Origin of the sequence: Flagellimonas maritima (assembly GCF_003269425.1) — a bacterium.
GTDB lineage: Bacteria > Bacteroidota > Bacteroidia > Flavobacteriales > Flavobacteriaceae > Flagellimonas > Flagellimonas maritima.
In genome coordinates this window covers 23,825-48,340 of the sequence record NZ_CP030104.1, presented here as the reverse complement: position 1 = coordinate 48,340, position 24,516 = coordinate 23,825, and the positions used below count along the sequence as shown (strand labels likewise).

The window sequence follows — 24,516 nt, the reverse complement described above, 5'->3', positions numbered from 1 at the left end:
ATGCACTATTTTTTAGATGTAGTATTACCAATTCCTTTAGAAAAGCTATTTACCTATAGCATCTCCCAGCATGAAGCAGATCATATAAAGCCTGGCATGCGCGTAGCGGTTCCGTTCGGAAAATCCAAGATTTATACAGCCCTAGCACATCATGTCCATAACAATTCTCCTGAGGCTTATGAGCCAAAGGAAATTTACCAAATTTTAGATGAAAAGCCATCCGTAAACGAATACCAGTTAAAACATTGGATTTGGATTGCACAATATTATATGTGCACCCTTGGTGAAGTAATGCGCAGCGCATTACCGACCGCTCTTCTGTTGGAAAGTGAAACCTTGATACTTCTCAATAAAAATATTGAGGTAGATGAGTTAGCATTAAATGACAACGAGTTTTTGGTTTATGAAGCATTGCAACACCAAACTGCTTTAAAAATAGGGGAGATCAGTGGAATACTGGACAAAAAAAACGTTTTACCGCTTATCAACGGATTGGTTCAAAAAAAAGTGGTACTTCAAAAAGAAGAGATCTATGAGCAGTACAAACCAAAATTGGTAAAATATATTAAGTTGGGAAAGGAGTTTGAAGACGAGGCAAAGCTTGAAGAACTCTTGGTAAACCTTTCAAGGGCACCAAAGCAAAGTCAAGTGGTCTTATCACTTTTTCAGCTACAGGCGACTACAAAAAAGCCAATTCCCACATCAGAATTGGAAAATGAAAGTGGCTGTTCCAGAGCTGTCATTAAAGCACTTACAGATAAATCCATTTTAGAAGAATATCTCATCAGAAAAGATAGGGTGGAGTTTAATGGGATTATTGGTGAGAGTCGAAAAATTATATTGAATGCTTATCAAGAAGAAGCATTGTCAAAAATTAATGCCAATTTTAAAGAAAAAAGACCTACACTTTTACACGGTGTCACATCATCCGGTAAGACTGAGGTCTACATTAAATTACTGGAACAATGTCTTTTAAATGGAAAGCAAGCACTCTATTTATTACCGGAAATTGCGTTGACCTCCCAGTTGATAAACCGTTTGCAAAGTTATTTTGGACATAAGGTTTCCGTATATCATTCCAAATACAGTATTCATGAACGGTTGGAGGTCTGGAACAATGTACTGGAAAGTAATGAAAAGTCTCAAATCATTATCGGTGCACGATCTGCGATATTTCTACCCTTTTCCAACTTGGGATTGATAGTCGTTGATGAGGAACACGAAAACTCCTTTAAACAGTTTGATCCCAATCCACGGTACCACGCCCGTGATGCATCATTGGTACTGGCTTCCTATCACAGTGCCAATTGTATTTTGGGTTCTGCGACGCCAAGTATTGAAAGTATGGAAAATGTTAAAAATGGGAAATATGGCTATGCAAATATCCAATACAGATATGGAGATGTGTTGATGCCGGAAATACAACTGGTCGATATAAAGGAAGCGACACGAAAGAAAAGAATGAAAGGTCATTTTTCTGAAACATTGTTCAATGAAATGGCCGAAACCCTTGAGAAAGAAGAGCAAATTATACTTTTTCAGAATCGAAGGGGTTTTGCTCCAGTTGTAGAGTGTACAACCTGTGGGAACGTAACCCAATGTCCCAATTGTGATGTTAGCCTAACCTATCACCAGGGAAGGAACCAACTAAGGTGCCATTATTGCGGATATCACATGGCATTGCAACAGGCGTGTTTGTCCTGCGGAAGTAATACGCTTGATAAAAAAGGATTTGGTACAGAGCAAATCCAAGAAGAATTGAAGCAACTTTTTCCACAAGCCAATGTAGGTAGGATGGATTTGGATACAACACGTGGAAAATATGCCTACGAGAAAATAATCACGGCTTTTGAACAACAGGAAATGGATATTCTAGTGGGAACGCAAATGGTCACAAAAGGGCTGGACTTTAGAAACGTAAGTTTGGTCGGTATCATGAATGCGGATTCATTATTGAATTTTCCCGATTATCGTGCCCATGAAAGAAGTTTTCAGCTACTTACGCAAGTTGCGGGTAGGGCAGGAAGAACAAAAAAGCGTGGAAAAGTACTTATACAGACCTATAACCCATACCATCAAATATTGCAACAGGTCACTACAAACGATTACGATAAAATGTTTGCCGAGCAATATTACGAACGGGAACAATTTAAATATCCACCTATTGTAAGGATAATCAAGCTTACATTAAAGGACAAGGATTATAATAAACTAAATGAGGCTGCACAGTGGTTTGCCAGCTCCTTGAGAAATGTATTGGGTTATCAAATTCTTGGGCCTGAATATCCGCCCGTTTCTAGAATAAGGCGCGAATATTTAAAAAATATCCTAATTAAGTTCCCAAAAACCCAATCGCCCGTACAAACAAAAAATAGCATTAAAAGAATTGAAAAATCCTTTAATGCTATTTCCAAGTATAAGAGTGTAAGACTGGTCTACAATGTGGACCACATATAATTATACATTGGCAAGTGCCTCTGCCAATTCTGTCTTTTTATTTCTACTTAAAGGAATCTGCCTACCTCCAACTTCAACATTTTTACTGTTGAATTTTTCAATTTTCTCCAGATTCACAATGTAGGATTTATGTATTCTAAGAAATTTTTCTGCAGGTAGTTGCTGCTCAAAGGATTTCATGGTAGAAAGAATCACAATGTTCGCTTCGTCGGTCACCAATTTAATGTAATCGCCGAGTGCTTCGATCCACTTAATATCATTTAAAATAACTTTACGTTTTTTAAGGTTACTTTTTACAAAAATGTGTTCTTCGTCCTCATCAACCCTGTTCATTTGCTCATATTTTGCAACTGCTCTTTTAACAGAAGATTCAAAACGTGCCAAAGTAATGGGCTTGTGCAGGTAGTCCGTTACATCATAATCAAAAGCTTTTAATGCATAATCGGGCTTTCCTGTTATTAAAATTACCTGGGGCGGGTTTTCTAGAGCCTCCAAAAGGTCAAAACCACTGATTATTGGCATTTCAACATCCAAAAAGATTAAATCAATATCATGGTTCTTAAGTCCGTTTTTTGCTTCAATGGCATTGCTGTATTCGGCAACGAGTGCAAGGTGTGGGTGATTGTTGACTAATTTGGCAACAGCCATGCGCTGCATTGAGGAGTCGTCTACAATTATACTTTTTAATTTCATAGAATGGGGTGATTTGTAGGGTTTTAAATCATCGGCAAATTACACAAAAAAGGCGTTTAGCTGCAACAAAAGATGTAAACATGGTCTATTTTGTTGTGTATATTGCCATATACGTTATATGTATTTAATTGGTTCGTTCATATTGATAACTCATTAATTTTAAACGAAGATTTTTTACTTTTCTTGTGTGAAGAAGTAATTATCACTAATTTTGCGCTCCTTTTAAAATATAATATATGAACCATTACGAAACTGTTTTCATTTTGAATCCCGTTCTGTCTGAAACACAGATAGAGGAAACAGTTAAGAAATTTGAGGATTTCTTAATTAAGAATGGTGGCAAAATGGTCTCCAAAGAAAACTGGGGACTTAAAAAATTAGCCTATCCCATTCAGCACAAAAAAAGTGGATTTTACCACTTATTTGAATTCACCGTTCCAGGTGAAGTAATCTCTCCTTACGAGTTGGAATTTAGACGTGATGAGCGCATCATGCGTTTTCTAACCGTTAAATTGGATAAACACGCTATTTCTTGGGCAGAGAGAAGAAGAACCAAATTAAAAGCAAAGGCATAGGTTATGGCATCTATAGAACAACAAGCAAAATCAAAGAAAGATGGGGAAATCAGATATTTGACCCCATTGAACATTGAAACCAACAAGCAAAAAAAATACTGTAGGTTTAAAAAGTCGGGTATCAAATACATAGACTATAAAGACCCTGATTTTTTGATGAAATTGGTAAATGAACAAGGGAAATTGTTACCAAGAAGGTTAACAGGTACTTCCTTAAAATATCAAAGAAAAGTGGCCCAAGCCGTTAAACGTGCACGTCATTTGGCCTTAATGCCCTATGTTGGCGATATGTTGAAATAAAAAAACTGAAGAATGGAACTTATTCTAAAAGAAGATATACAGGATTTGGGCTTTAAGGATGATGTCGTAACAGTCAAAAATGGTTACGGTAGAAATTACCTTATTCCAAAAGGAATGGCAGCGTTGGCTACTCCTTCTGCAAAAAAGGTTTTGGCCGAAAATTTGAAACAAAGGGCCCACAAGGAAAAGGAAGTAATCGATAAGGCCAATAAAACGGCAGAATCTTTAAAGCAATTGGAAATCAGAATTCCGGCAAAGGTAGGTGCAGGTGATAAATTATTTGGTTCTGTCACCAATATTGATTTAACAGCCGCTTTGGATAAAGCAGGTCATGAAATCGATAGAAAATTTGTAAGCATTAAAGGAGGCTCGATTAAGAGAGTTGGACCTTACGAAGCTGAAATTAGACTGCACAGAGAGGTTATTGTTGATTTCGCATTTGAGGTAGTTGCCGAAAATAAATAAAAGGTCAATTAATAACTTATAAATTCTTAAGAGCTATGCATGCATAGCTCTTTTTTTTTGCTCTATTATAAATATTACTAAAATTTCTTAAGATTATACCGCCTTAAATTCATTGCAAATATCAATGTTTATGCTTTTAAGTATTATATTGATAAATCCGTATTTGAATTGATTGATTTAAAGATGCTCTAAAGTATGGATTTGATTTGTCGTATAAAATCTATCAATTGAAATCCAGCAACCGTTAAGCCATTTATAGGTTACATCAAGTCAGGACTTTTCTACCCTTCCTAAATTGTATTATTGGTTATATATCCGACCAAATTGTACAGACTTTTACCACTATTTCTTTTCTGCTCCGGACTCTGTTTTTCACAACAAATTGCAATCGATAAAATTGGAAAAAATGGACTTTTCCATTATTCGGGGGGAATATCGGCGAATACGGTCTTCTATAACGGCACTGCCAATCGACAAGATTTGACCTACGTACTTTCTGGCAATCTCAACCTGAATATTGCAGATGCATACAATGTGCCCTTGTCCTTTGTTTACTCCAATCAAGAATTCAATGTTCCCAATCCGTTTAATTTCAATAGGCTTAGCCTTAGTCCATCCTATAAATGGATTACGGCGCATATTGGCAGCATAAACATGGCGTTTTCCCCGTATAGTTTAAGCGGTCATCAATTTGATGGTTTTGGATTGGAGCTGGCTCCCAACGGACCGTTCAAGATTGCCATGATGTACGGTCGTTTTCTCAAGGCCACGGAATATGATTCAGAAACATCCGAAGCTTTGGTGGCCTATAAGCGCATTGGGTATGGATTGAATGCTTCCTATAAATTTGAGCGTATTTTATTGGGATTGTCTCTTTTTAAAGCCAATGACCATGAAAATTCACTACAAAACATAATTCCTTTGGATGTTGGCGTCGTTCCTGCCGATAACGTGGTCATTTCACTGAACTCGGAAATCGATTTTTGGGACAAAGCACAATTACGGTTTGAATATGCTTTATCAGGAATTACAGAAGACATTCGGTTGGAGGAAGCCCGAAGCAGCCCAGGTCTTTTTTCTTTTTTGATGGATGAAAATATAAGCACGCAATATTACAATGCGTTCAATGCTGCAATCAACTATCCTACGGAAAATGGCTCTTTGGGATTGGGTTATGAACGCGTCGACCCCAACTACAGAACGTTTGGAGCCTATTTTTTTAATAACGATCTGGAAAATATCACTGTTAACGGTAACCAGACCATCTTCAACAATAAGGTCAATATTGGGGTAAATGTAGGGTTGCAGCGTGACAATCTGGACGATACCAAAGTTGCGGAGATGAAGCGGTTGGTCAGTGCATTGAACTTGAGCTACACCGCTTCGGAAAAGTTGAATCTTAATGGGTCGTATTCAAATTTTCAATCTTTCACCAATGTACGTGACCAGTTCGACTATATCAATCAAGCGAATGAATTTGAAACGCTCGATACCCTGAACTATCGGCAGGTTTCCCAAAATGCCAATTTGGGCATCAACTATATTTTTCAAAAATCGGAAAAAAAACAGCAGAGCCTCAATGTCAATCTTATGTACCAGCAATCCAAAAATGAACAAGAAGGGCAGGAAGCGCTAGGGGGAGACAATTCTTTTTACAACGGATCCGTTGCGCTTTCCTTGGGATATCCCGAACGTGCCCTGGTCATTACTCCATCGACCAATGTATCGTACAATACCATCGGTCTATCGGAAAGCCAATGGATTCTAGGCCCGACCCTGGGAATTACCAAACAAATCTTTGAGAAGAAGCTTCGGACCAATCTATCCACATCGTACAACACCACAATCTCATCGGAAGAAACGGCAAGGTCAAACTTTAATGTTCGACTTGGGGGCAACTATGCCCCAGCTGAAAACCATATAGTGCGTTGCAACATGATTTCATTGCTGCGCAGTGGTACGGGAAACAATCAAACGGATATCACGGTAACTGTGGGCTATACCTATAGTTTTTCCAATAAAAAACAAGAAAAGAACAATCTGAATAATCCTGTGACCCGTGTTGGTGCGGGGCAACTGGACTTCCGTCACCAAGGAACGGTATACAGGGGCAGTCCTTTACAAATTGGGGCACAATTGACCAATGTCTGGGAGACCAAGAAAGATAAGATTGGCAATGTTGACCATCGTGAAGCTTTGCTCGAACTATTGAGGGAGGTGAATTTGGAAGAGGACCATGAAATTTTTGAGATCAAGGCAATCGCTTTTCTAGATGCCCTTACCAAATACACGGAAACCAAAGAACAAGATTAAAAATGATATGACTATGGAAAATCGAGGAATATCCTTAAAAACTCAGCTGTCAATACTTTTGATGGCAATCTTTGTACTCTTGACAATGGAAACGTTGAGTGCCCAATCGTTCCCTGTCAACATAGCGGTTAGGAATGTGGGCGCATCGCCCACGCAACTGTCGTCCTATGCCGATGCCGCCCAGGCCAACGGCCCCCTGCTGGCAATACTGGCGCTCAACGACCTCAACATCACCGGGCGGGAAGTACAACTGCGGATGTCCTTTGAGGGTGGCGGAATCGATTTTCAGAGTGTGCCGAACCCCATAGGTGCGGGCCCCTTCTTTCTGGACGGCGGTATCCCCCTGGCGCTAGGCGCCCCGGAGCTCGCCCCATATTTTGAAATAGCGAACGTTACGGGCATTTCCCCAACGGTCTACGGCCGCCCGCTGCCCGAGGGCTCCTACCAGATCTGTTTGGAGGCCTTCGATGTGCTGACGGGCAAGCGCCTCTCGGCGCGTTCCTGCACCAATGTGTTCCTGTTCCAGAACCGGCCGCCCTTTTTGGTGCTGCCCGCCAACGGGGCACAGGTGGACGAGACGAACCCGCAGAACATCGTGTTCCAATGGACGCCCAGACAGCTCAACATCACCAACGTGGAGTACGAGCTCAGCCTGGTGGAGATCTGGGACGGTACCATAGACCCGCAGGCCGCCTTTTTGTCCGCTCCGCCACTTTTTCAGGCGACCACCACGGCCACCAGCTATCTCTACGGCCCCGCCGACCCCATATTGCTTCCCGACCGTGCCTATGCCTGGCGGGTACGGGCCAAGGCCGTGGACGGGGCCGAGGGTGTGGGGCCGTTCGAGAACCAGGGCCATAGCGAGATCTTCTCCTTTGTGCACATATCGCCCTGCGAGGTGCCGCCCAACCTGAGGCACGAGGTGCGCGGCAGCGCACAGGCCAACATCCTTTGGGACGACCCCACTACCACGGTGCCCGAGTTCACCGTTCGCTACCGGCAAAAGGGCGCGGGGAACGCTTGGTTCATCAACCGCACCACCGCCAACTGGACCACGCTCTGGGACCTGAGGGCGGGAACGCCCTACGAGTACCAGCTGAAGAAGGACTGCGGGCTGGGGGAGAGCGGCTGGAGCACGGTGCGGGAGCTCACCACCGCCATGGAGACCGAAACGGAAGACCTGTACCGATGCGGCATATCGCCGAACATCGACGTACAGAACCAAGAGCCCTTGTCCAACCTTTCCCCGGGAGAGCAGTTCGTTGCGGGCGACTTTACCGTAACAACGACCCAGGTGAACGGGGGCGAGGGCTACTACAGCGGCAAGGGCCATGTTCGCATTCCCTATCTGGGCAATGTAAAGCTGGCGGTGCATTTTGACAATATCCTCCTGAACACCGACCGCCAGCTCTTGCAGGGCACCGTGGTGACCGAGTACGACCCCACTATGGGGAATATTCTGGATACGGGGGATGTGGTGGAGACGGTTGGGGAATTGGGCGGGGCCATTGGGGATTTATTTGAAGCCCTTTCCGATGAACTGGACCAAATTGTTGCTACAATAAAAGATGATAGGGAGCTTAATAGACAAGTGGATGCAGCAATTGAAATTTTGCAAATCAATTTGGACGACCCTAATAACGGTTTGACCGATGAACAGGAAGAAAATATACGAAACTTTATTTCCGATAGAGGAAAAGTTGAAGAAGCTATAATAGCTGAAAAAGAAAAAATAGCTAATGGGGAACGGGACGAGGTGATAAAACAGAATTTAGTTTCCAATTTTAGCGAAGAAGATCATTTGACAAGATGTACCTTGGAGAAACTATTGGATATAAACACGATGTCAAGAGACAAAATTTTTGATATAACATCAAATGGAGAAGTATTTAATATCGTTAAGGATAATTTTGAAAATTGGTTGGATGAATCCCAGAATGTGACAACTTCAAATATTGAAATTAATGCAATCCAAGATTGGTCGGTACGAGCGGATGCCCAATTTAGTAAGAAACGGGGAAGAATATTGTTTGATAGATTGTTTGAGACCATTCGTAAAGCCCCAAAAAAAGAGGTCTATAATTTACATCCCGGTCTTCAACAAAAGGGAATTTATTTAGGAACCTATGAAATGAAAGGGAAGACTCATGGTTTGGCGCTATATACCCCAAAAACAATACCGCAAGTGTTTAAACTGGAGTCCGAAGATTATTGTGAATTGGTAAGTTCAGAAGAATACAACAATCACATAAAGGTGATTGAAGTTGCCAACTCGTTGGTATTGGCTTTTTTAAATGAAAACCAAGAAGTTACCTTTATGGTACAGTTGATGGACAATAATGATGAAGATTTTGAAAGCATCTTAAAATGGTTCGGGGTATTAAAATTGTATAAACCTAATATTCTTGTGCGAAATTTGACCCAACAGCAAATCTTGGATGAACTTTATGGACATGAAGAGCTTATGGCCGTTGATATAGGGGCGTACCGGGCAATGATTGCCAACCTGCCCGAAGATGAACGTGCCGAAGCCTATTTGGAACTGCAGCGGCATGTGCCCTACTATAGTCAACTTGATAACATGTCCAACAAACACAGGAGCTGCAATATAACCTCATTGGCCATGAACCTTAATTTTATGGGGAAGGGAGCAGATAATATGAGATTACCTGACAATTTGTTACTCAAAGCCGAAAAGAAGGAAATAACTAAAGTAAAAACATGGAGAAAGTTAGCTGCTGATTATGATATTAAATCGAACAAAAAGGAAGATTTTATTGAATTGTATGATGGAAATGATAAAACTGAGACAGAACTTAAAGATTATTTGACCAATTTAATGTTGCCCGTTTTGGAAATGGGAAGTAGTATTTCATTATCACTATTTCCAAACTGTAAAGGCCATATTGTGAGGGTTCAAGAAGTTACATTAACAGGTCTTGTAATTGATGATCCTTATGGAAACTGTCCTTTGGAATGTATCACCATGAGAGAATCTTGTGAAGATGACTCATATAAAGAGAAAGGCGATAGAAACAATTCATCAAATTATTATGGTAATGATGTATCATATACTTGGGAGGTGTTGACGCAAATAACTTTAAAGTATATGGTAGTTTTTAATGAATAAAGTAAAAAATGATGTATAAAATGAGATATAAATTATTTGTAATCAGTGTTTTTAGCATATTGGTTTCATGTAAAGCTCAGAGTGACCAAGAATGGGATGATTTTTTAAATCATTTCCCAGAAAAGACAATTTACAGCTTAGATTCGTTGGATTTCCTTTTTAAGAAATATCATGGGAGTACTGATACCATAGCTCCAATGCTTATTAACAAAATAGTTTGGAAGAAACCGGATAGAAAAACTAAATCCCCAATTGACATTGATTTTTTATTAATAGATAAGCAGGATTATTCTCCAATTTTTGGTTCACTTTATGAAGGAGACCCTACTTATCCTATAGCAAAAATCACTACTGAATTCGGGTTTATTTTGATATATCTTATTGAATCTGAATACTTTAGATTGGAGGGCTATAATTTTAACTTTCATATTTTCAACAACAAGAGAGAACATGTATCTGGTTTAGCTTTTAAATATGCCCCACCACATGAGCGTGTACGGAATTTGGTATACCCACAAGTAATCGATGAAAACCATTTTTTGGTTAGGAATATCTTAGCAGAGAGCCTAATAAACCCAAATATGAGTGATGAAAAATGGCTCGTGAAAATAAGGGAAGATGGTATGCTGCATGTGGTTTGGATGGTCAGTGATTGGTCAACCCAAGTAGAGGGGAGCATCCCAGTAGAAGACGATTATTTGGAAATTAGAAGTGTCTATGATTTTTATATCAATGACCCTGATGGCTTTACTAACCTAAGAGAGAACTCAACTACACAAAGTAGTGTTTTGGAGGAAATTCCAGCCAATCAACAATTAACAGTAATCGATATTTCAAAAAACTGGTGGAAAGTAATCAGCAAAAGTGGAAATATTGGATATGTGCATAAGAGTAGAATAGCAATGAAAGAGAAATAAGAACTAGGAACTTCGGAAAAGAGTGTCTTAGAAAAGTTGATAAAACCTGAACTTGAAAAGGGTAATAGCATTAGTCTTTCACTCTATCCTGGTTGTATGGATCACATTGTTAGGATCCAAGGAATAGATGAAAAGGGGTTATGGATTGATGACCCCAATGGCCATTGCCCTTTGGCATGTATGTTGGATAGGGAGAGTTGCAAAACAGGGTACGATAAGGGCACTCGTAATACAACGAATCCTTTGGCCGGTAATGACAACCTTTATACTTGGGAAGAGATTGCACAAATTACGATAAAATATATGGTTGTATTTTCAGAACAATAAAAACAAAATCATGAACATAAATTTTCGATTGTTACTTATAGTAATATTTTTCACTTTATTTAAAAATAAGGGAACCTCCCAAGATAGAAATTGGCAAGATTTCCTATCTCATTTTCCAAGTACAAATGAAATTTTGAAGATTCCTTCTCATAATGATTTAATAAAAACAATCTCTACAGATATATTATCAAAATACTTGTGGTCAGATTCCACCAAAGTAATGACACCTAGAGGAAAAGAAAAGAAAAGAGTTTACGTTCCGAATTCGATACTCAAAGGTAAGGAGTTTGTTTATCCATTAGGATACAAACCTTCTAGAATATTAATGGTTTCAGGTCTTTCGAAATCAGGAAAAGAATGTGATTTTAAAGGCAATGTTTATCCACTATACCAAATTAAAATTGATGATAATTTACTCATTGGTTATAGCTATTTTGACCCTGCTGAGGGATTACTCATTACTACCCTTATAGTACTGAACAAGTCTTTTCAAATGATTGGGCACTTTGGGTTCGCTTATGGCGTTAATTGGCAGTATTGTGATAATACCTTGGAGGAAATCCTTGAAGAAACAAAACCTTATAGTGCTCCAGTTAAAATTTTAGATAATGGTTTTCTATTGCACGATCAGATGGTAGGTTCATATTATGAAAACACCTTAAATGATCAATATTGGAAGGTCATTATACGGGAAGATGGAAAGTTTGAAATTGTCGAGGAAAGAAAAAACTATGAAGACGGTACCGTGACACTTTGGAGCAAATATGGCTACCATGTGTCCGACCCTGATGGATACACCAACCTGAGAGAATCGCCATCTACATCTTCCGAAATAATTTCCCAAGTTAAAAATGATGCAATGTTAGAAATCCTGGATGCTAATTCAGATTGGTGGAAGGTGCGCACACTAGAAGGAAGAGAAGGTTATATGCATAAATCAAGAATTGTGAAAGGAGATGGAGAATAAAGACCTTCTTCCCGAACAGTATCAAGTAAAGCAATTCTTAGCAGGGGGTTATTGTACTAGTCACTATCATGGTCGAGGATAAAGGTTACTAATGAATTACTGACTTTTCCTAGGTAAGAGTCTATAAAAAACATTCTTATACCCAATCCGTCAATTCAAAACGGGCATCCGTAAATTCCGCTGGTCATTTGTTCACCGTAATCCTTTTATTACATGGATTATTTCAAAAATAATTTACTTCTCCCAATATCAATTAAAGGAAATAGGAGAGAATGAACTTGGAAAACCAAAACGATCAGTGAAAAACTCTTTACGACCGAAAACAGTTCAAAAAAAGTTTTATTGCTTATTCTTCCTTTTCAGTATTATTTGCATGTTTGGTAATACGCATAAAAAGGAAATCTCAACGGACAGCCTTGTAGTAAAAGATTCGGTTGTTCATAAGAAATCCGTAGCAGAACCAAATACCACTGTTCAAGACCTTTGGAAAAAATGGGAAAAGGAAAAAGGAACTTACAAAGCCTCTCTCACACCTGAAGTATCCAAAGTTTTTAGGAGTTTCCCTGAACTTGACGAAACAGCACCATCGTTTCATTATAACTTTTCGGATAATTTGGCGGAGTTTACCGAGGACTATGTCCGCCAACAATTTCAGAACAGCGCAGAGACCAATACAACCCTTGCCGCGGCAGCGGAGGTTTTTGATATCATAGAAAGGGAACAACGTTTTATCAATATTATTACAGGAAATATTGCAATTGAACTTCCTGTAGGAGTACGGCAAGAATTGTCTTCTGGATCATCATTGACATTGGGGGTCATCCGTATGAAATACCACAAAGACTACACCGAAGTAGACCTTTTTGCCCGTTTGCAACTTGCTGAGCTAAATGTGGAGTTAATGTTTGGGGCCAACGGGGTACGAATATCACGTCAGGGAGGCATCTACGAGGAAGCCCAGCTGTCACTCTTGTCCAATGTTCCGGTAGGATTAAATGGAGGACAATGGTTGGTGACCTTTTTGGGCGGCATGGACAAACAGGGCGGTGCCGATGAATCCACATATGTGACCATAGATTGCGAAGGGAAGATTAAAGAACTTGGGTTAGCCGCCGATGTTCGTATAGCCAAAACCGTAGCGCTACCGTTGAACGCAGATGGTACTTTGAAGTATCCGGGAAAAACGACTCCTGGAACGGGAGAAAACGTCATCAACAACGATAGCTACGTCGGGACCAATTTCAGTCTACAGACCGCGGGCATCAATGATTTGTTGATTGAACTTGACTTGCCGTACTTTGAATTACGGGCACTTCCCAAGTGGGGATTCAACATTCAGAATGCCATTTTGGACCTGAGCGATACCAAAAATGCGGAAGGACTGGAATTTCCAAAACTTTATACTACGCAACAGCTTTTGGTACCTGACAACGAGAACCTATGGCGTGGTTTTTATGCAGATGAGGTCTCAATTACCTTGCCGCCGGAGTTTAAGAAAAGAAACTCAGAAGAACGCATAACCATCGGTGCTCGGGAACTTTTAATCGACAATTTTGGCGTATCCGGAGATTTTTATGCCATGAATGTAATGAATCTGAATGAAGGGGATGCCAGCAAATGGCAATTTTCCTTGGACTCCATTGGGGTCGATTTAAAGGTGAACCGATTCATTAAAGCAGGTTTCAATGGCGAGATCGTATTGCCCATAAGCAACGGAAAAGTTTCAGGGGGAAAACTTGCCTATCGAGGCCTGATTACCGCAGATCAATTCTATTCCGTAACGGTGGATGTAGTGGAAGATGTCGATTTCAATATTTTTAGGTCAAAGGCCAAGCTTTTCCGCGATTCTTACATTAAGCTCGAAGTAGAAAACGATCGGTTTTATCCAGAAGCGAACCTTACGGGCATGATGTCTTTTACTGATGAACAGGAAAATACATTGAATCAGACCTCAAGTTCTTCACTTTCTTCGGAAAATGGTATTGAATCTTTGGAATTTGAGGGTTTATCCTTTCAAGATTTCAAAATCCAGACCCGTGAGCGTCCTTATCTCTCAATTGGTTATGCAGGTTATCGTGATTCGATTACCACTCCCAAATTAGCAGGTTTTGAATTGGGATTCTACGAAATATCAATAAGAACTGAAAATCAAGACCAAGCGATACTGGCATTCAACAGCTATATCAATCTTGATAAAACAGGTATCAAAGGCGATGTGGGCCTTAATGTCATTGGTGAACTTCAAGACGGGGATTATCTAAAATGGCGCTATAAAAAGATAGAAGTCAGCTCCGTGGAAGTTGATGTAAAAAGAAAAGGATTTGAGTTTTATGGACACTTGGACTTTTTTAGGGACAATACGATTTATGGAAAAGGTTTTGCTGGTGAATTGAACCTCTATTCTGAAAGCATTGGAATTGAAGTGGGAGCAAAGGGCATTTTCGGGAGCACTGATGGCTATCGCTATTGGTTGGTCGATGCGCATGGCAGACCAACACGTTCCAACAATCCCAATTTTACTATCTATGATATTGGCGGTGGAGTTTACCACCATATGCGAAAGGCAGGTATGGACGAACGGGCAGATACAATGTCCGGTATTTACTACGCCCCAGACAAAAATGTATCCTTAGGTTTTAAGGCACTTGCCGCTTTTGAAGTAAAACGTGGAGCTTCCTTTACAGGTTTGGTCGCTCTGGAAATGAGTTTTAATTCCCAAGAAAATGGAGGGGGCATTAGCAGGTTAGGATTTTATGGAGCTGCCGCCTTGATTCAGGGAGGTGGAAGAACGAGAGATCCCTTTGGCAGCGTGGACGATATGCAACAGACCGTTTCCGATAGCGAACAAGCACTTGGGAATTTCCATGAACTCTCCATCGATAAAGAAGGGATAAAGTATTTTGCCGATGAGGTCTTCCCACAGATTTTAACGGGCGATGAACTTTTTGCGGCACAGGTTGCCATCGATTTTGACTTTACAAACCATACATATTGGGGCATGTGCGATGTATTTTTGAATGCTGGGCCTATTAAAGGGGCAGGTGAGAAAAATCGTTTGGGCTATCTGGAATTTTATAACGCACCGGACGATTGGTACATTTATGTAGGTACCCCCACCAAACGTTTTGGCTTACAGGGCATTCCCATAGGACCATTGACAGCCAAGATCGATATGTATTTTATGACAGGGACGATTCTGCCCGACCCCGCAAGGCCTCCCCATAACGTCATTGAAATATTGAACCTTAGTGAAGATGATCTGTCCTTTAATAGAAACTTTAACCAACAATTGGCCGAAGGTGCGGGATATGTGTTCGGAGCTTCATTTGAAGTAGGGAAAGAAATCGATTGGGGCATTATTTACGCCAGTATCCGTGCAGGTGTAGGTTTTGACTTAATGATGCGTGATTTTGGCGATGCCCATTGTTTAGGAAAATCTGGGCCGCTTGGAATGGACGGTTGGTACGCAACGGGACAGTTGTATGCTTATCTCCAAGGAGAAATCGGAGCACAGATCAAGCTGTTCGGTATGCGAAAGCGCGTTCGTATCCTAAAAGCTGGCATTGCGGTATTGGCACAAGCACAATTACCAAACCCGTGGTACATGAAAGGGTACGCCGGAGTGGATGTTAGGGTACTTGGGGTAGTGCGTATCCGCTCCCGGCTAAAAGTAGTTATTGGCGAGGAATGTGAAATTGTCGGTAAAAGTGGGTTGCAGGATATTATTATGATTTCGGATATATCGCCGCGTGACGGATTCGAGGATGTGGACGTTTTTGAAGCAGTTCAAGTAGCTTTTAACGCTCCTGTTGGAAGTATTATGCAAATTGAGGATGAAACGGATAGGCAAAGCTACCGCATGAATTTAAAGGAATTTCTTGTAACCTCTGAAGGCAACCCTATTCAAGGGGAAACCGAGTTCAATGAGACCAAAGACCTTGCTATCTTCAAGTCGTTTGAGATACTGCCACCAGAACAGGAAATCCGTGTGATGGTAAAAGTTTCTTTTGAGAAGTGGTCGGGCAGTAGCTGGATGGCTGTGACCGATAACGGAAAACCTGTATTTGAAGAAAAGGAGGTAAGGTTTGTTACAGCTGATGCGCCCCGTAACATTCCATACCATAATATTGAGTACATGTATCCCGTAGTGGACCAGAAGTATATGTTGCCAAAAGAAAGCACTACAGGTTATGTACAGTTGAATATGGGACAGGCCTATTTATTTGGAAATGGCTATAAGGATAAACTGTATTTTTTGAACGAGTCAGGGAATAAGATCAAAGCGGATTTCCAATATGTGGCATCGCAAAAGAGATTGAATTTTTCCATTCCGAACCTTGAGAATGAAACTACATATACCTATGCATTGGTCACCTTGAATCCAAGTGACGTTGACGAAAGCTTGGTGATGACTTCGACCCAGTTCAACGAAATACAGGAGGATTTGGAAATCTCCACGAATACCATTGTGGGAAGTGCGGCAAATGGAGCTTTCATTTCACGGTTGGACTTCCCTTTTACCACAAGCCGTCACGATACGTTTCGACAAAAGATGAATGCACTACGTGTGAACAATACCATTACCTATTTGGACGGGTACCAAGACTCTGGAGCGATAGCCAATGTTGCCAGAATGTCTTTGATTATGGAGGAATATGAGCCCTTTAGTACAGTGGAACTTGTAGGTAGCGCCTTTACCCAAGATAAGCCGTTAATTGATGTTAGCGCAGTACTCAACGACCAATATTATATAAAGGATATTTATCCTTTGGTATATGAAGAGTACCCTTTGGACAACAATCTAAGGGTACAAAGAAATGCATCCATTCTTGGGATGCCTCCAAAAAAATCAATCCAGTTGAGTTCAAATTATGTAAACTACGTACTTGCAGATGTAGAAAATAATTTTGTCAAAACTTATTTCCCCTATCGTTGGCATCTTCCCATAGCTTTTTACACAGATTTTAAGGATCTGCAATACCAGGTTACCAATCGCTATATGAGGAATGGCATTACAAATCAAGCAAAGTATGATACGTATGAGTATATCATCTTTGGTCGCTTTCCATTTATGAGAAAGGAAAATTATCGAGTCCGTTTCAGCTATGTACTGCCAAATAAGACTTCAGGAAATTCAGAGAACATAAATTACAAAAATTCGCTATAGGGGGATGGGCTTGAAGAAAACATGCGGACTATGGTTTTTTGTTCTTTTCGGTTTGTGGGGTCGGTCGCAACAAGATACCGTGGATTCCATACAGCATCCCAAGCTTTTCGTAAAATCTTTTGCAAAGAAAGGTGCTATCTACTTGCGCTGGGGCACGGACGATAAATGGGCCTGGAAATACGGAAATATGTACGGATATGAAGTAGAGCGCGCTACGATATTCAAGGATGGCAAACCCTTAAAAACCCCGATAAAGAAATTATTGACCGGCGGTCCCATTAAACCCAGGCCTTTGGTTGAGTGGCAGTCTTTGGTTCAGGACAACGATATGGCAGCAGTTGCCGCTCAGGCCATTTACGGCGAAAGCTTTAGCGTAAACGAGGAAAATAGTAACTTATTCATGAAAGTGGTCAATGAAAGCAGTGAACTGGAGCAGCGCTTTGGGTTTTCCATGTTTGCAGTGGACCAGAATTTTACAGCCGCCCAATATGCCGGATTGGGATTCGTGGATACGGAAGTAAAATTGAACGAAAGATATTTGTACAACGTGAAACTGGCCGCTCCAGAAGAACTGATACAAATGGATGAAGCAGGCTTACTCATGGCAACGTCTGAAAAACTGGCCTTACCCAAACCATATGATTTTGCAGGATATTATTACAATAATGCCTTTGTCCTGATTTGGGAGTATGATGGACTCTTTGATTTTTACACGGCATATAATCTGGAAAGATCGGAAGACGGAAAAAACTTTTCCAAAGTGAATGATGCGCCCATCACCAAATTGGCCATTACTGATGTGTCGGGAATCTCATATACGGACAGCATACCGGAATACAACAAAAAATATTGGTATAGAATAAAGGGAAAAAGTTTGTTCGATGAGATGAGTCCGCCGTCGGACACCATTTCGGTAATAGCTTTTAAAGAACTGTTGGCCGCTCCACAGTTCAAGGCCAATAACATCATTTCTGAAGAAGAGGTAAAGTTGAATTGGAGTTTCCCAAAGGATGAAGCATGGAAATTAACAGGTTTTGACGTACTTCATGCAACCAAGGCCATTGGGCCCTATAAAACCGTAGCACAAGAATTGGGGAAAGAAGAACGAAACTATTCGTATTCATCACTACAACGAATTAACTATTTTAAAATAAGGGCCAACGGAATAGCTGGAGATTATCAAGATTCATCACCTGCCATGGTACAGCCTGTGGATTCCATACCTCCGGAAAAACCATTGGGGTTAACTGGCACTGTGGACACCTTGGGCGTGGTTAGGTTATCTTGGCAGCCCAATACCGAAATGGACTTGAAAGGCTATACGGTATTAAGGGCCAATCGGAAAAATCAAGAGTTTACCAGATTGACCAAAGAAGAGCTGCGCGAAACCAGATTTCAGGATAGCATCAACGTAAAAACCTTTGCCAAAAAGGTGTATTACAGAATCAAAGCCTCAGACCTAAGATATAATGAATCCGTACCATCGGACACTTTGGTATTGGAACTTCCCAATCTAATACCCCCGACCAGTCCCGTTTTTAAAGATTATGAAATAAAGGGCGACAGCATATTGTTACGCTGGATACCAAGTTCTTCAGAAAATTTGGTGAGACAGGCAATGTACAGAAAGCGTTTGGATGCCAATAAGGAAACGTTATGGGAGAACATCTATGAAACCGATGATATTTCTACAACCGTTTTTACGGACACTAAACTTGACCCCAATATCACCTATCGCTATACAATAACAGCAATTAACCATACAGGTTTGGAAAGTCCGCCCTCGCCACCGTTGTCCATCACCACTCCAAAAAAGCTTTTGCGGTCCAAGGTAAAAGGGTTGTATGCAGAAGTGGATAGGGAAAACAAACACATCCAGTTAAGCTGGCGCTATAATGACCCGGACATACTGGAAATACAAATATTTCGAAAAGAAGCAAATGGAGACTTTTTACGCTACGCAACGCTACCTACAGAATCAAAAAGTTTTAGGGACAAAAAAGCGATACCCAATACAACATACAGTTATGGTATCCGGGTAATTTTTAGGAATGGAGATGCAAGTGATTGGAATGAAACACTCATAATTTACTAATATTCGATTATGAAAAGAATTTATTTTATTTCTTTATTATTTCTTTTTTTTACGCTTACTGAAGCAAAATGTCAATTTAAGTATAAAATTCGTTATGAAGTTGCACATGGTTTACCAAATCAACAACAAATCGAATATTGGGCTAATCAATTTTTTGGTCCTCAACATGTCATATATTCAGAGATATCCAATATAGCTCCAGAGCTTATGATGGATGATTATATATATACTTCCAATAATGAAATTACTGGTTATGTTAGTACTTCTGGAGACGTTATGTTGATATGTACTGATGGTGGTGAGATGATTCCTTATAATGGTATAACAGATTCTATTTTACTTATGGAATGGAGTTGTGCTCCAGGTTTTAGTGGATTTTTTTTCGCAAACTATTTACGTGATTTGGCAGATTGGAATCCTAATCTCACGCAAATTAATATTTGTGAGCCTTCACAAATAAAAGTTGCTACAGGAGTTGAAATGACATATGCATTGACATATTTCAATATAGAAACAGAAGAATATGAGATATTGTTGCCATATGGTATAAACCCCAGTCACCCGATAATAGACCCGTCCGAGATCCCAGATATCGATAATTATAACAATTTGTTAATCCAGGTTCAATATACGGATGACCCGAACAACCTTGAAGACCGTTCCGATGTTCTCATACTGGATTTGATTCCCTGCGTTCCCGTTCTGGACCCAGACGTTCCAGACAACCTTGTGGGACTTCCCGTTACCTGCCATGGCGATGGGGATGGAGGGATTACCGCAATTTTCGATCGGGCGTTGACCGAAGAGGAATCGATTCAGTTTGTGTTCATGTTGGGGGAAGACGGGGTACATGACAGTCCCCCATTGACCCAAGCAGATTTCGATGGCAACACCCTTACCTATGAAGCCGAGGCAGGATTGCCGACTGGGGGGTATACCATGCAGTGGATCGTGAAAGTTGGAAACGATGCCATTGGTGGGGGTGAAGCACCTGTAACCATTTTGGAACCGGAACCTATTACTTTCGACCTGAATAAGACCGACCCCAAATGTTCGGGATCTTCTAACGGGGAGATAACAGTTGCCAACCTTTCGGGGGGCAATGGCGACTACGTTTTCGAATGGCAAAGAAACGGGGAACCCTTCGACCTTCCCGAGGGGTCTACCGATGCCAATCCAGTCAACTTGCCCACGGGTAACTATTCGTTATTGGTTACCGATGTTCTAGGCTGCCAATCAGGTATATTGGAAATCGAGCTTGTGGCCTTGGCCGAAAGTCCACAATTGGATTCATATTTAATTTTTCAGGCTGGGGAGCCCCCAAACTTTCTTCCCACGGGAAGCATAATACTGGAACAAGTTTCAGGAGGGAACGGCAACTATGTATACGATTGGACCAAGGACGGTCAACTCTTTTTTCCTAACGACCCCTTGTCCCTTACCGAACTGGAACCTGGAGATTATACCGTAATCATTACCGACGACAATGGACAAGGCTGTTCCTCGGAAGAAGAGGATTTTACTATTAACGAACTACCGCCCCTCGAGGTTTTCATAGCAGAAGACGTATCCATAACCTGCGAAGGGGACATTGGGATTCTGGAAGCGAACCCCACGGGGGGAACCAATGGTGGCTACGAATATCTCTGGTCCACAGGGGAAACCACAAAATCAATCGAAGTGGGGCAGGGAATGTATTCCGTTACAGTTACCGATAATAGTGATGGCCTGGAAGAGGCATTTTATCAATTCGATTATATAAACCCATTGTTGAAGGTTGAGGCCGTACAGAGCAACAGTATCTGCAAGGGAGAGGATTTTGGCAGTATCCAACTGAATATATCCGGGGGTACGGGCGGACCTTATGAAATAAGCTGGTTGGACGGTCCAGTTACCGAAGCATTAAAGGAAAATCTGCCCATAGGTGAATACGTATATTTTGTATCGGACGGACAATGCCAGGTGACCAACGAAGAAGAACCCATAATCCTGACCGAACCCGAAACGGGAATAGAAGTAAAGGAAGTTTCCAAAACCAACATAAGCATCAACGCTGCCGAGGATGGCACTCTTAACGTTAATATAGAAAACGGGGTGCCGCCCTTTACGTACGAATGGAAAAAAAACGGGGAACCGTTCGTACCTTCTCCAGAATCCACCGATACAGAATTGGTGGGCTTGGGCGAAGGAAGTTACCAAGTAGTGGTCAGCGATGCGAACGGTTGTTCGGCTTCGCTTGGAGAACCTATTATTATCTACGAACCAGAACCATTGGAAATTGTGGAGCTGTCCCCAACCCATGTCAGTTGTAATGGAGATGCCACGGGTTCCATAACTGCTTCCGTTACCGGTATACCACCGTTTAACTATGTATGGGAGAAACAAGGACAGGTCACATTTTCCGCGCCCAATTCAGCAACAATTATTGGACTTACCGAAGGTACATATACCTTGCGGCTGACCGATGACTCTGTTGTCTCCGAAGTGGTCGATATTGTCGTTTTGAAGGAACCTTTACAAAAGTTGGGTGCCAATTTAACACCTTTTCCGACCGAATGTTTTATCGGTGATGAGGGAACTATTGACATCACTGCTTTTGGAGGTACGCCACCCTATACATATTCCATTGATGGCGGATCAAATTTTCAGGGAGGAAGTACTTTTTTTAACCTTGAAGCAGGGGAGTACAGCGTCTTGATAAGGGACAATAACAGTTGTGAACTGGTGAAGGGCACTACTGTCGGTTTGCCCGATCAAATACAGGCCGAATTTGCCGTGGCCAGCCAGGTATTCGTAAACGAGACCATTGTCGCCGTGGATCTGAGCTATCCCGTTCCTGAAACTGTTGAATGGACAGTGCCCGAGACGGCCCTGGTACTAAAACAGGACAACGATGAGCTGGAGCTGAGATTCACCTCCACGGGAGAGTATGAAGTTGGCATTAAGGTCTTCAAGGATAATTGCTGGTCCCAAAGAACCAAAAAGATTATCGTACTCGAAAAAGATGGGCTTATCGGTGGGGAAACCGAAGCAGCGGGAAACGAAGACCGTATCGAGGAATTCATCGTGTATCCCAATCCGACTACAGGAGCGTTCACTGTGGATATAAAACTTGGCAAGGTCGGGAATATTGGTCTTCGGGTCTTTGGCTTTGCAAACAACAACCTTATTTTGCAAACTCAGTCCGGCGGGGCCAAACATTATGATATACCCATGAATATTGAAGGATTGCCTTCAGGAATATATGTTATAGTTCTTGAAACTCCTTATGGAACGGCTTTACGGAAATTGATACTTCAATAGTGTATTACCTTCCAATAAAATTTAATCAAAAGAAAATTATTTCCCTCCCTTGGAGGGACTAAAGGAGAACTATGAGACTATCAATTTAAAGAACAAATACATCATTCTTTGAGAAAAACCATGGATTTTAAGTTCATGGTTTTTTACTTTTGCAGAATGAAATATATGCGATTGACACAGCAGCAATTGGAAGAATTACATCCTGAATTCATCAACTTCTTGGCGACCCAGTCCATCACAGCAGAGGAATGGAAGACGCTGAAGAAGGAAAAGCCAGAAGTTGTTGAAGAAGAACTCGATGTATTCAGTGATTTGGTTTGGGAGGGCGTTTTGTCCAAGGTTGAATATTTAGAGAATATTTCCGAACTGCACATGCACTTGTTTCATCTAAAAGAAAAGGAAATGAAGTTATTTTCCGTAAAAGTGATGAATCCCAATATTGATTTGCGCACTAACGAAGGCTTTGGTTGGTTTAAACGTAACTTTCAATCTGATTTTGTGGAATATTTGACCGCATCGAAAGCCTACGGTGAAGATAAAAACTTGGATAAGTTCGATCTCATTCAGCAAGGAGCCGTAATCACCAAAGGCGATTTATATAAATGGTTCGACCGGATTATAGACTGATTTTTTAATCTTGTAGGATTTAATTGTCCGAGACATGCCTAATTCTAATTGTTGAGAATGGTCAATATAAACAGCATTAATTAGTACAATTTTTAGTTGACCTTTTTTGAAGTTTGGTATTTGGAATTTTTAGTGGTATGTAGGCTTAGTCTGAGGATAATTTCTTTTAGTAATCTATTACGTATTGAACTGAGATGAATTTAATTGGTTTGAGATTTCTATTGATTTATTTCTGCACTAGACATCAATATCAGGAAAAGAAAAAGGAGCCTACAGTAAGGCTCCCTTCAAATTAATAAAGTTGGATATTTTTTAGATCAATAGAATACTATTTTATTAAAATATTTCTATTTGTTATAATAAGTAGCACCTTCTGGTAATTCTGGTAAACCTAAATTAATCTTTCCTGTAGATGCTACATTATTGATTAATAAATTGTCCACGTAAGCCCGATCTAAGTCAACAGATGTTAACTCATCTTTTTCATAAGTGAAAGTCAAAACGTTTTCACCTGCTTCTGCTGTAAATCTTATTCTTATTGGTCTTGAAAGAAATCCCGAAACGCCTTCAACTACTTGATTATTTAGGGACCAAAGAATAAAATCAGAATCGGCTTCTGATCTAACGAACACATCAAACTCAATCAAACTTGTACTCTCGCTCGTAAAAGAAATTGAAATTTCACTGCTTTCATTATCATTTATATCACCACTAACTAAAGAATGATTTAAAGAGTAAGTAGAACCAAAGTTTAAAATAGCTACAGACCAGTCAACATCGTTATTTTCACTTTGAACAAATTCTATGGGTGGAATATCGTCAGATAGTCCCTCAAAGTCTTCAAAATAAAACGTAACTGGCGGTCCTGTTTCACCATCAAGTCCTGCTTCACCCTGCTGTCCTGTTTCACCTTGTTTTCCCTGAATACCTTGTTCACCATCTTCGCCAGAACATGACATAAAGAATAAACTAGTTATAAAACATAGTCCTAAAAATAATTTGAATCTCATTTTTCTTATTTTATCGATTTGCAGCATAATACTAAAAAGTAATTATTACAAAACTTAACAAGAATTGACGGATGTACGTTTTGAATTGACGGTCTTGAATGTTTGATTGGACTCAAGGTCCTGTAAACGGTTTTTATTTTATCATGGATGTTCTGTTATAGTAGTAGAGT

15 protein-coding genes are annotated in these 24,516 nt (G+C 40.6%); 13 read left to right on the top strand and 2 right to left on the bottom strand.

Translation table 11 applies throughout. From position 1 onward, the window contains the following. Entirely contained in the window at positions 1-2,457 is a 2,457-nt protein-coding gene (gene priA / locus HME9304_RS00190) for a replication restart helicase PriA (protein ID WP_112376665.1), read from the top strand. Here the strand turns inward: priA and HME9304_RS00185 are convergent, their stop codons facing one another. After that, positions 2,458-3,150, bottom strand: a complete 693-nt coding sequence (locus HME9304_RS00185; RefSeq protein WP_109662642.1) for a LytR/AlgR family response regulator transcription factor — start codon at positions 3,148-3,150, stop codon at positions 2,458-2,460. 236 nt (positions 3,151-3,386) lie between these two features. Between HME9304_RS00185 and rpsF the strand changes: the two genes are divergently transcribed. The 12 genes from rpsF to HME9304_RS00125 all read left to right on the top strand — a co-directional run bounded on the left by rpsF (position 3,387) and on the right by HME9304_RS00125 (position 23,336). Continuing rightward, positions 3,387-3,725, top strand: a complete 339-nt coding sequence (gene rpsF / locus HME9304_RS00180) for a 30S ribosomal protein S6 (protein ID WP_055392374.1) — start codon at positions 3,387-3,389, stop codon at positions 3,723-3,725. A gap of 3 nt (positions 3,726-3,728) precedes the next feature. After that, the gene (gene rpsR / locus HME9304_RS00175) at positions 3,729-4,025 is read left to right on the top strand and encodes a 30S ribosomal protein S18 (protein WP_055392375.1); all 297 of its coding nucleotides are present in this window, start codon (positions 3,729-3,731) and stop codon (positions 4,023-4,025) included. Between the two features lie 12 nt (positions 4,026-4,037). Beyond that, complete coding sequence (gene rplI / locus HME9304_RS00170) at positions 4,038-4,490, top strand: 50S ribosomal protein L9 (RefSeq protein WP_112376664.1); 453 nt, start codon at positions 4,038-4,040, stop codon at positions 4,488-4,490. A 303-nt stretch (positions 4,491-4,793) separates the two neighbouring features. Next, positions 4,794-6,803 (top strand): porin family protein, encoded by a 2,010-nt coding sequence (locus tag HME9304_RS00165; protein ID WP_112376663.1) that lies wholly within the window; start codon positions 4,794-4,796, stop codon positions 6,801-6,803. A 13-nt stretch (positions 6,804-6,816) separates the two neighbouring features. Continuing rightward, positions 6,817-9,933, top strand: coding sequence for a C39 family peptidase (locus tag HME9304_RS00160; RefSeq protein WP_164674694.1), 3,117 nt, complete (start codon positions 6,817-6,819; stop codon positions 9,931-9,933). A 20-nt stretch (positions 9,934-9,953) separates the two neighbouring features. Next, positions 9,954-10,850 carry an SH3 domain-containing protein gene (locus HME9304_RS00155; protein ID WP_164674692.1) on the top strand — a complete coding sequence of 299 codons (897 nt, stop codon included), beginning with the start codon at positions 9,954-9,956 and terminating at the stop codon, positions 10,848-10,850. A gap of 96 nt (positions 10,851-10,946) precedes the next feature. Then, complete coding sequence (locus HME9304_RS00150) at positions 10,947-11,177, top strand: hypothetical protein (RefSeq protein ID WP_112376660.1); 231 nt, start codon at positions 10,947-10,949, stop codon at positions 11,175-11,177. Between the two features lie 10 nt (positions 11,178-11,187). Beyond that, the gene (locus tag HME9304_RS00145) at positions 11,188-12,144 is read left to right on the top strand and encodes an SH3 domain-containing protein (RefSeq protein WP_112376659.1); all 957 of its coding nucleotides are present in this window, start codon (positions 11,188-11,190) and stop codon (positions 12,142-12,144) included. A 373-nt stretch (positions 12,145-12,517) separates the two neighbouring features. Further along, entirely contained in the window at positions 12,518-17,311 is a 4,794-nt protein-coding gene (locus HME9304_RS00140; RefSeq protein WP_112376658.1) for a hypothetical protein, read from the top strand. A 4-nt stretch (positions 17,312-17,315) separates the two neighbouring features. Further along, a complete protein-coding gene (locus tag HME9304_RS00135) occupies positions 17,316-19,406 on the top strand; it encodes a fibronectin type III domain-containing protein (RefSeq protein WP_112376657.1) in 2,091 nt (696 codons plus the stop codon). Between the two features lie 9 nt (positions 19,407-19,415). Next, positions 19,416-22,709 (top strand): T9SS type A sorting domain-containing protein, encoded by a 3,294-nt coding sequence (locus HME9304_RS00130; protein ID WP_112376656.1) that lies wholly within the window; start codon positions 19,416-19,418, stop codon positions 22,707-22,709. Positions 22,710-22,865: 156 nt separating this feature from the next. Then, complete coding sequence (locus tag HME9304_RS00125) at positions 22,866-23,336, top strand: DUF6495 family protein (protein WP_112376655.1); 471 nt, start codon at positions 22,866-22,868, stop codon at positions 23,334-23,336. Between the two features lie 347 nt (positions 23,337-23,683). Here the strand turns inward: HME9304_RS00125 and HME9304_RS00120 are convergent, their stop codons facing one another. After that, entirely contained in the window at positions 23,684-24,346 is a 663-nt protein-coding gene (locus HME9304_RS00120; RefSeq protein ID WP_123877292.1) for a collagen-like triple helix repeat-containing protein, read from the bottom strand. Positions 24,347-24,516: the final 170 nt, after the last annotated feature.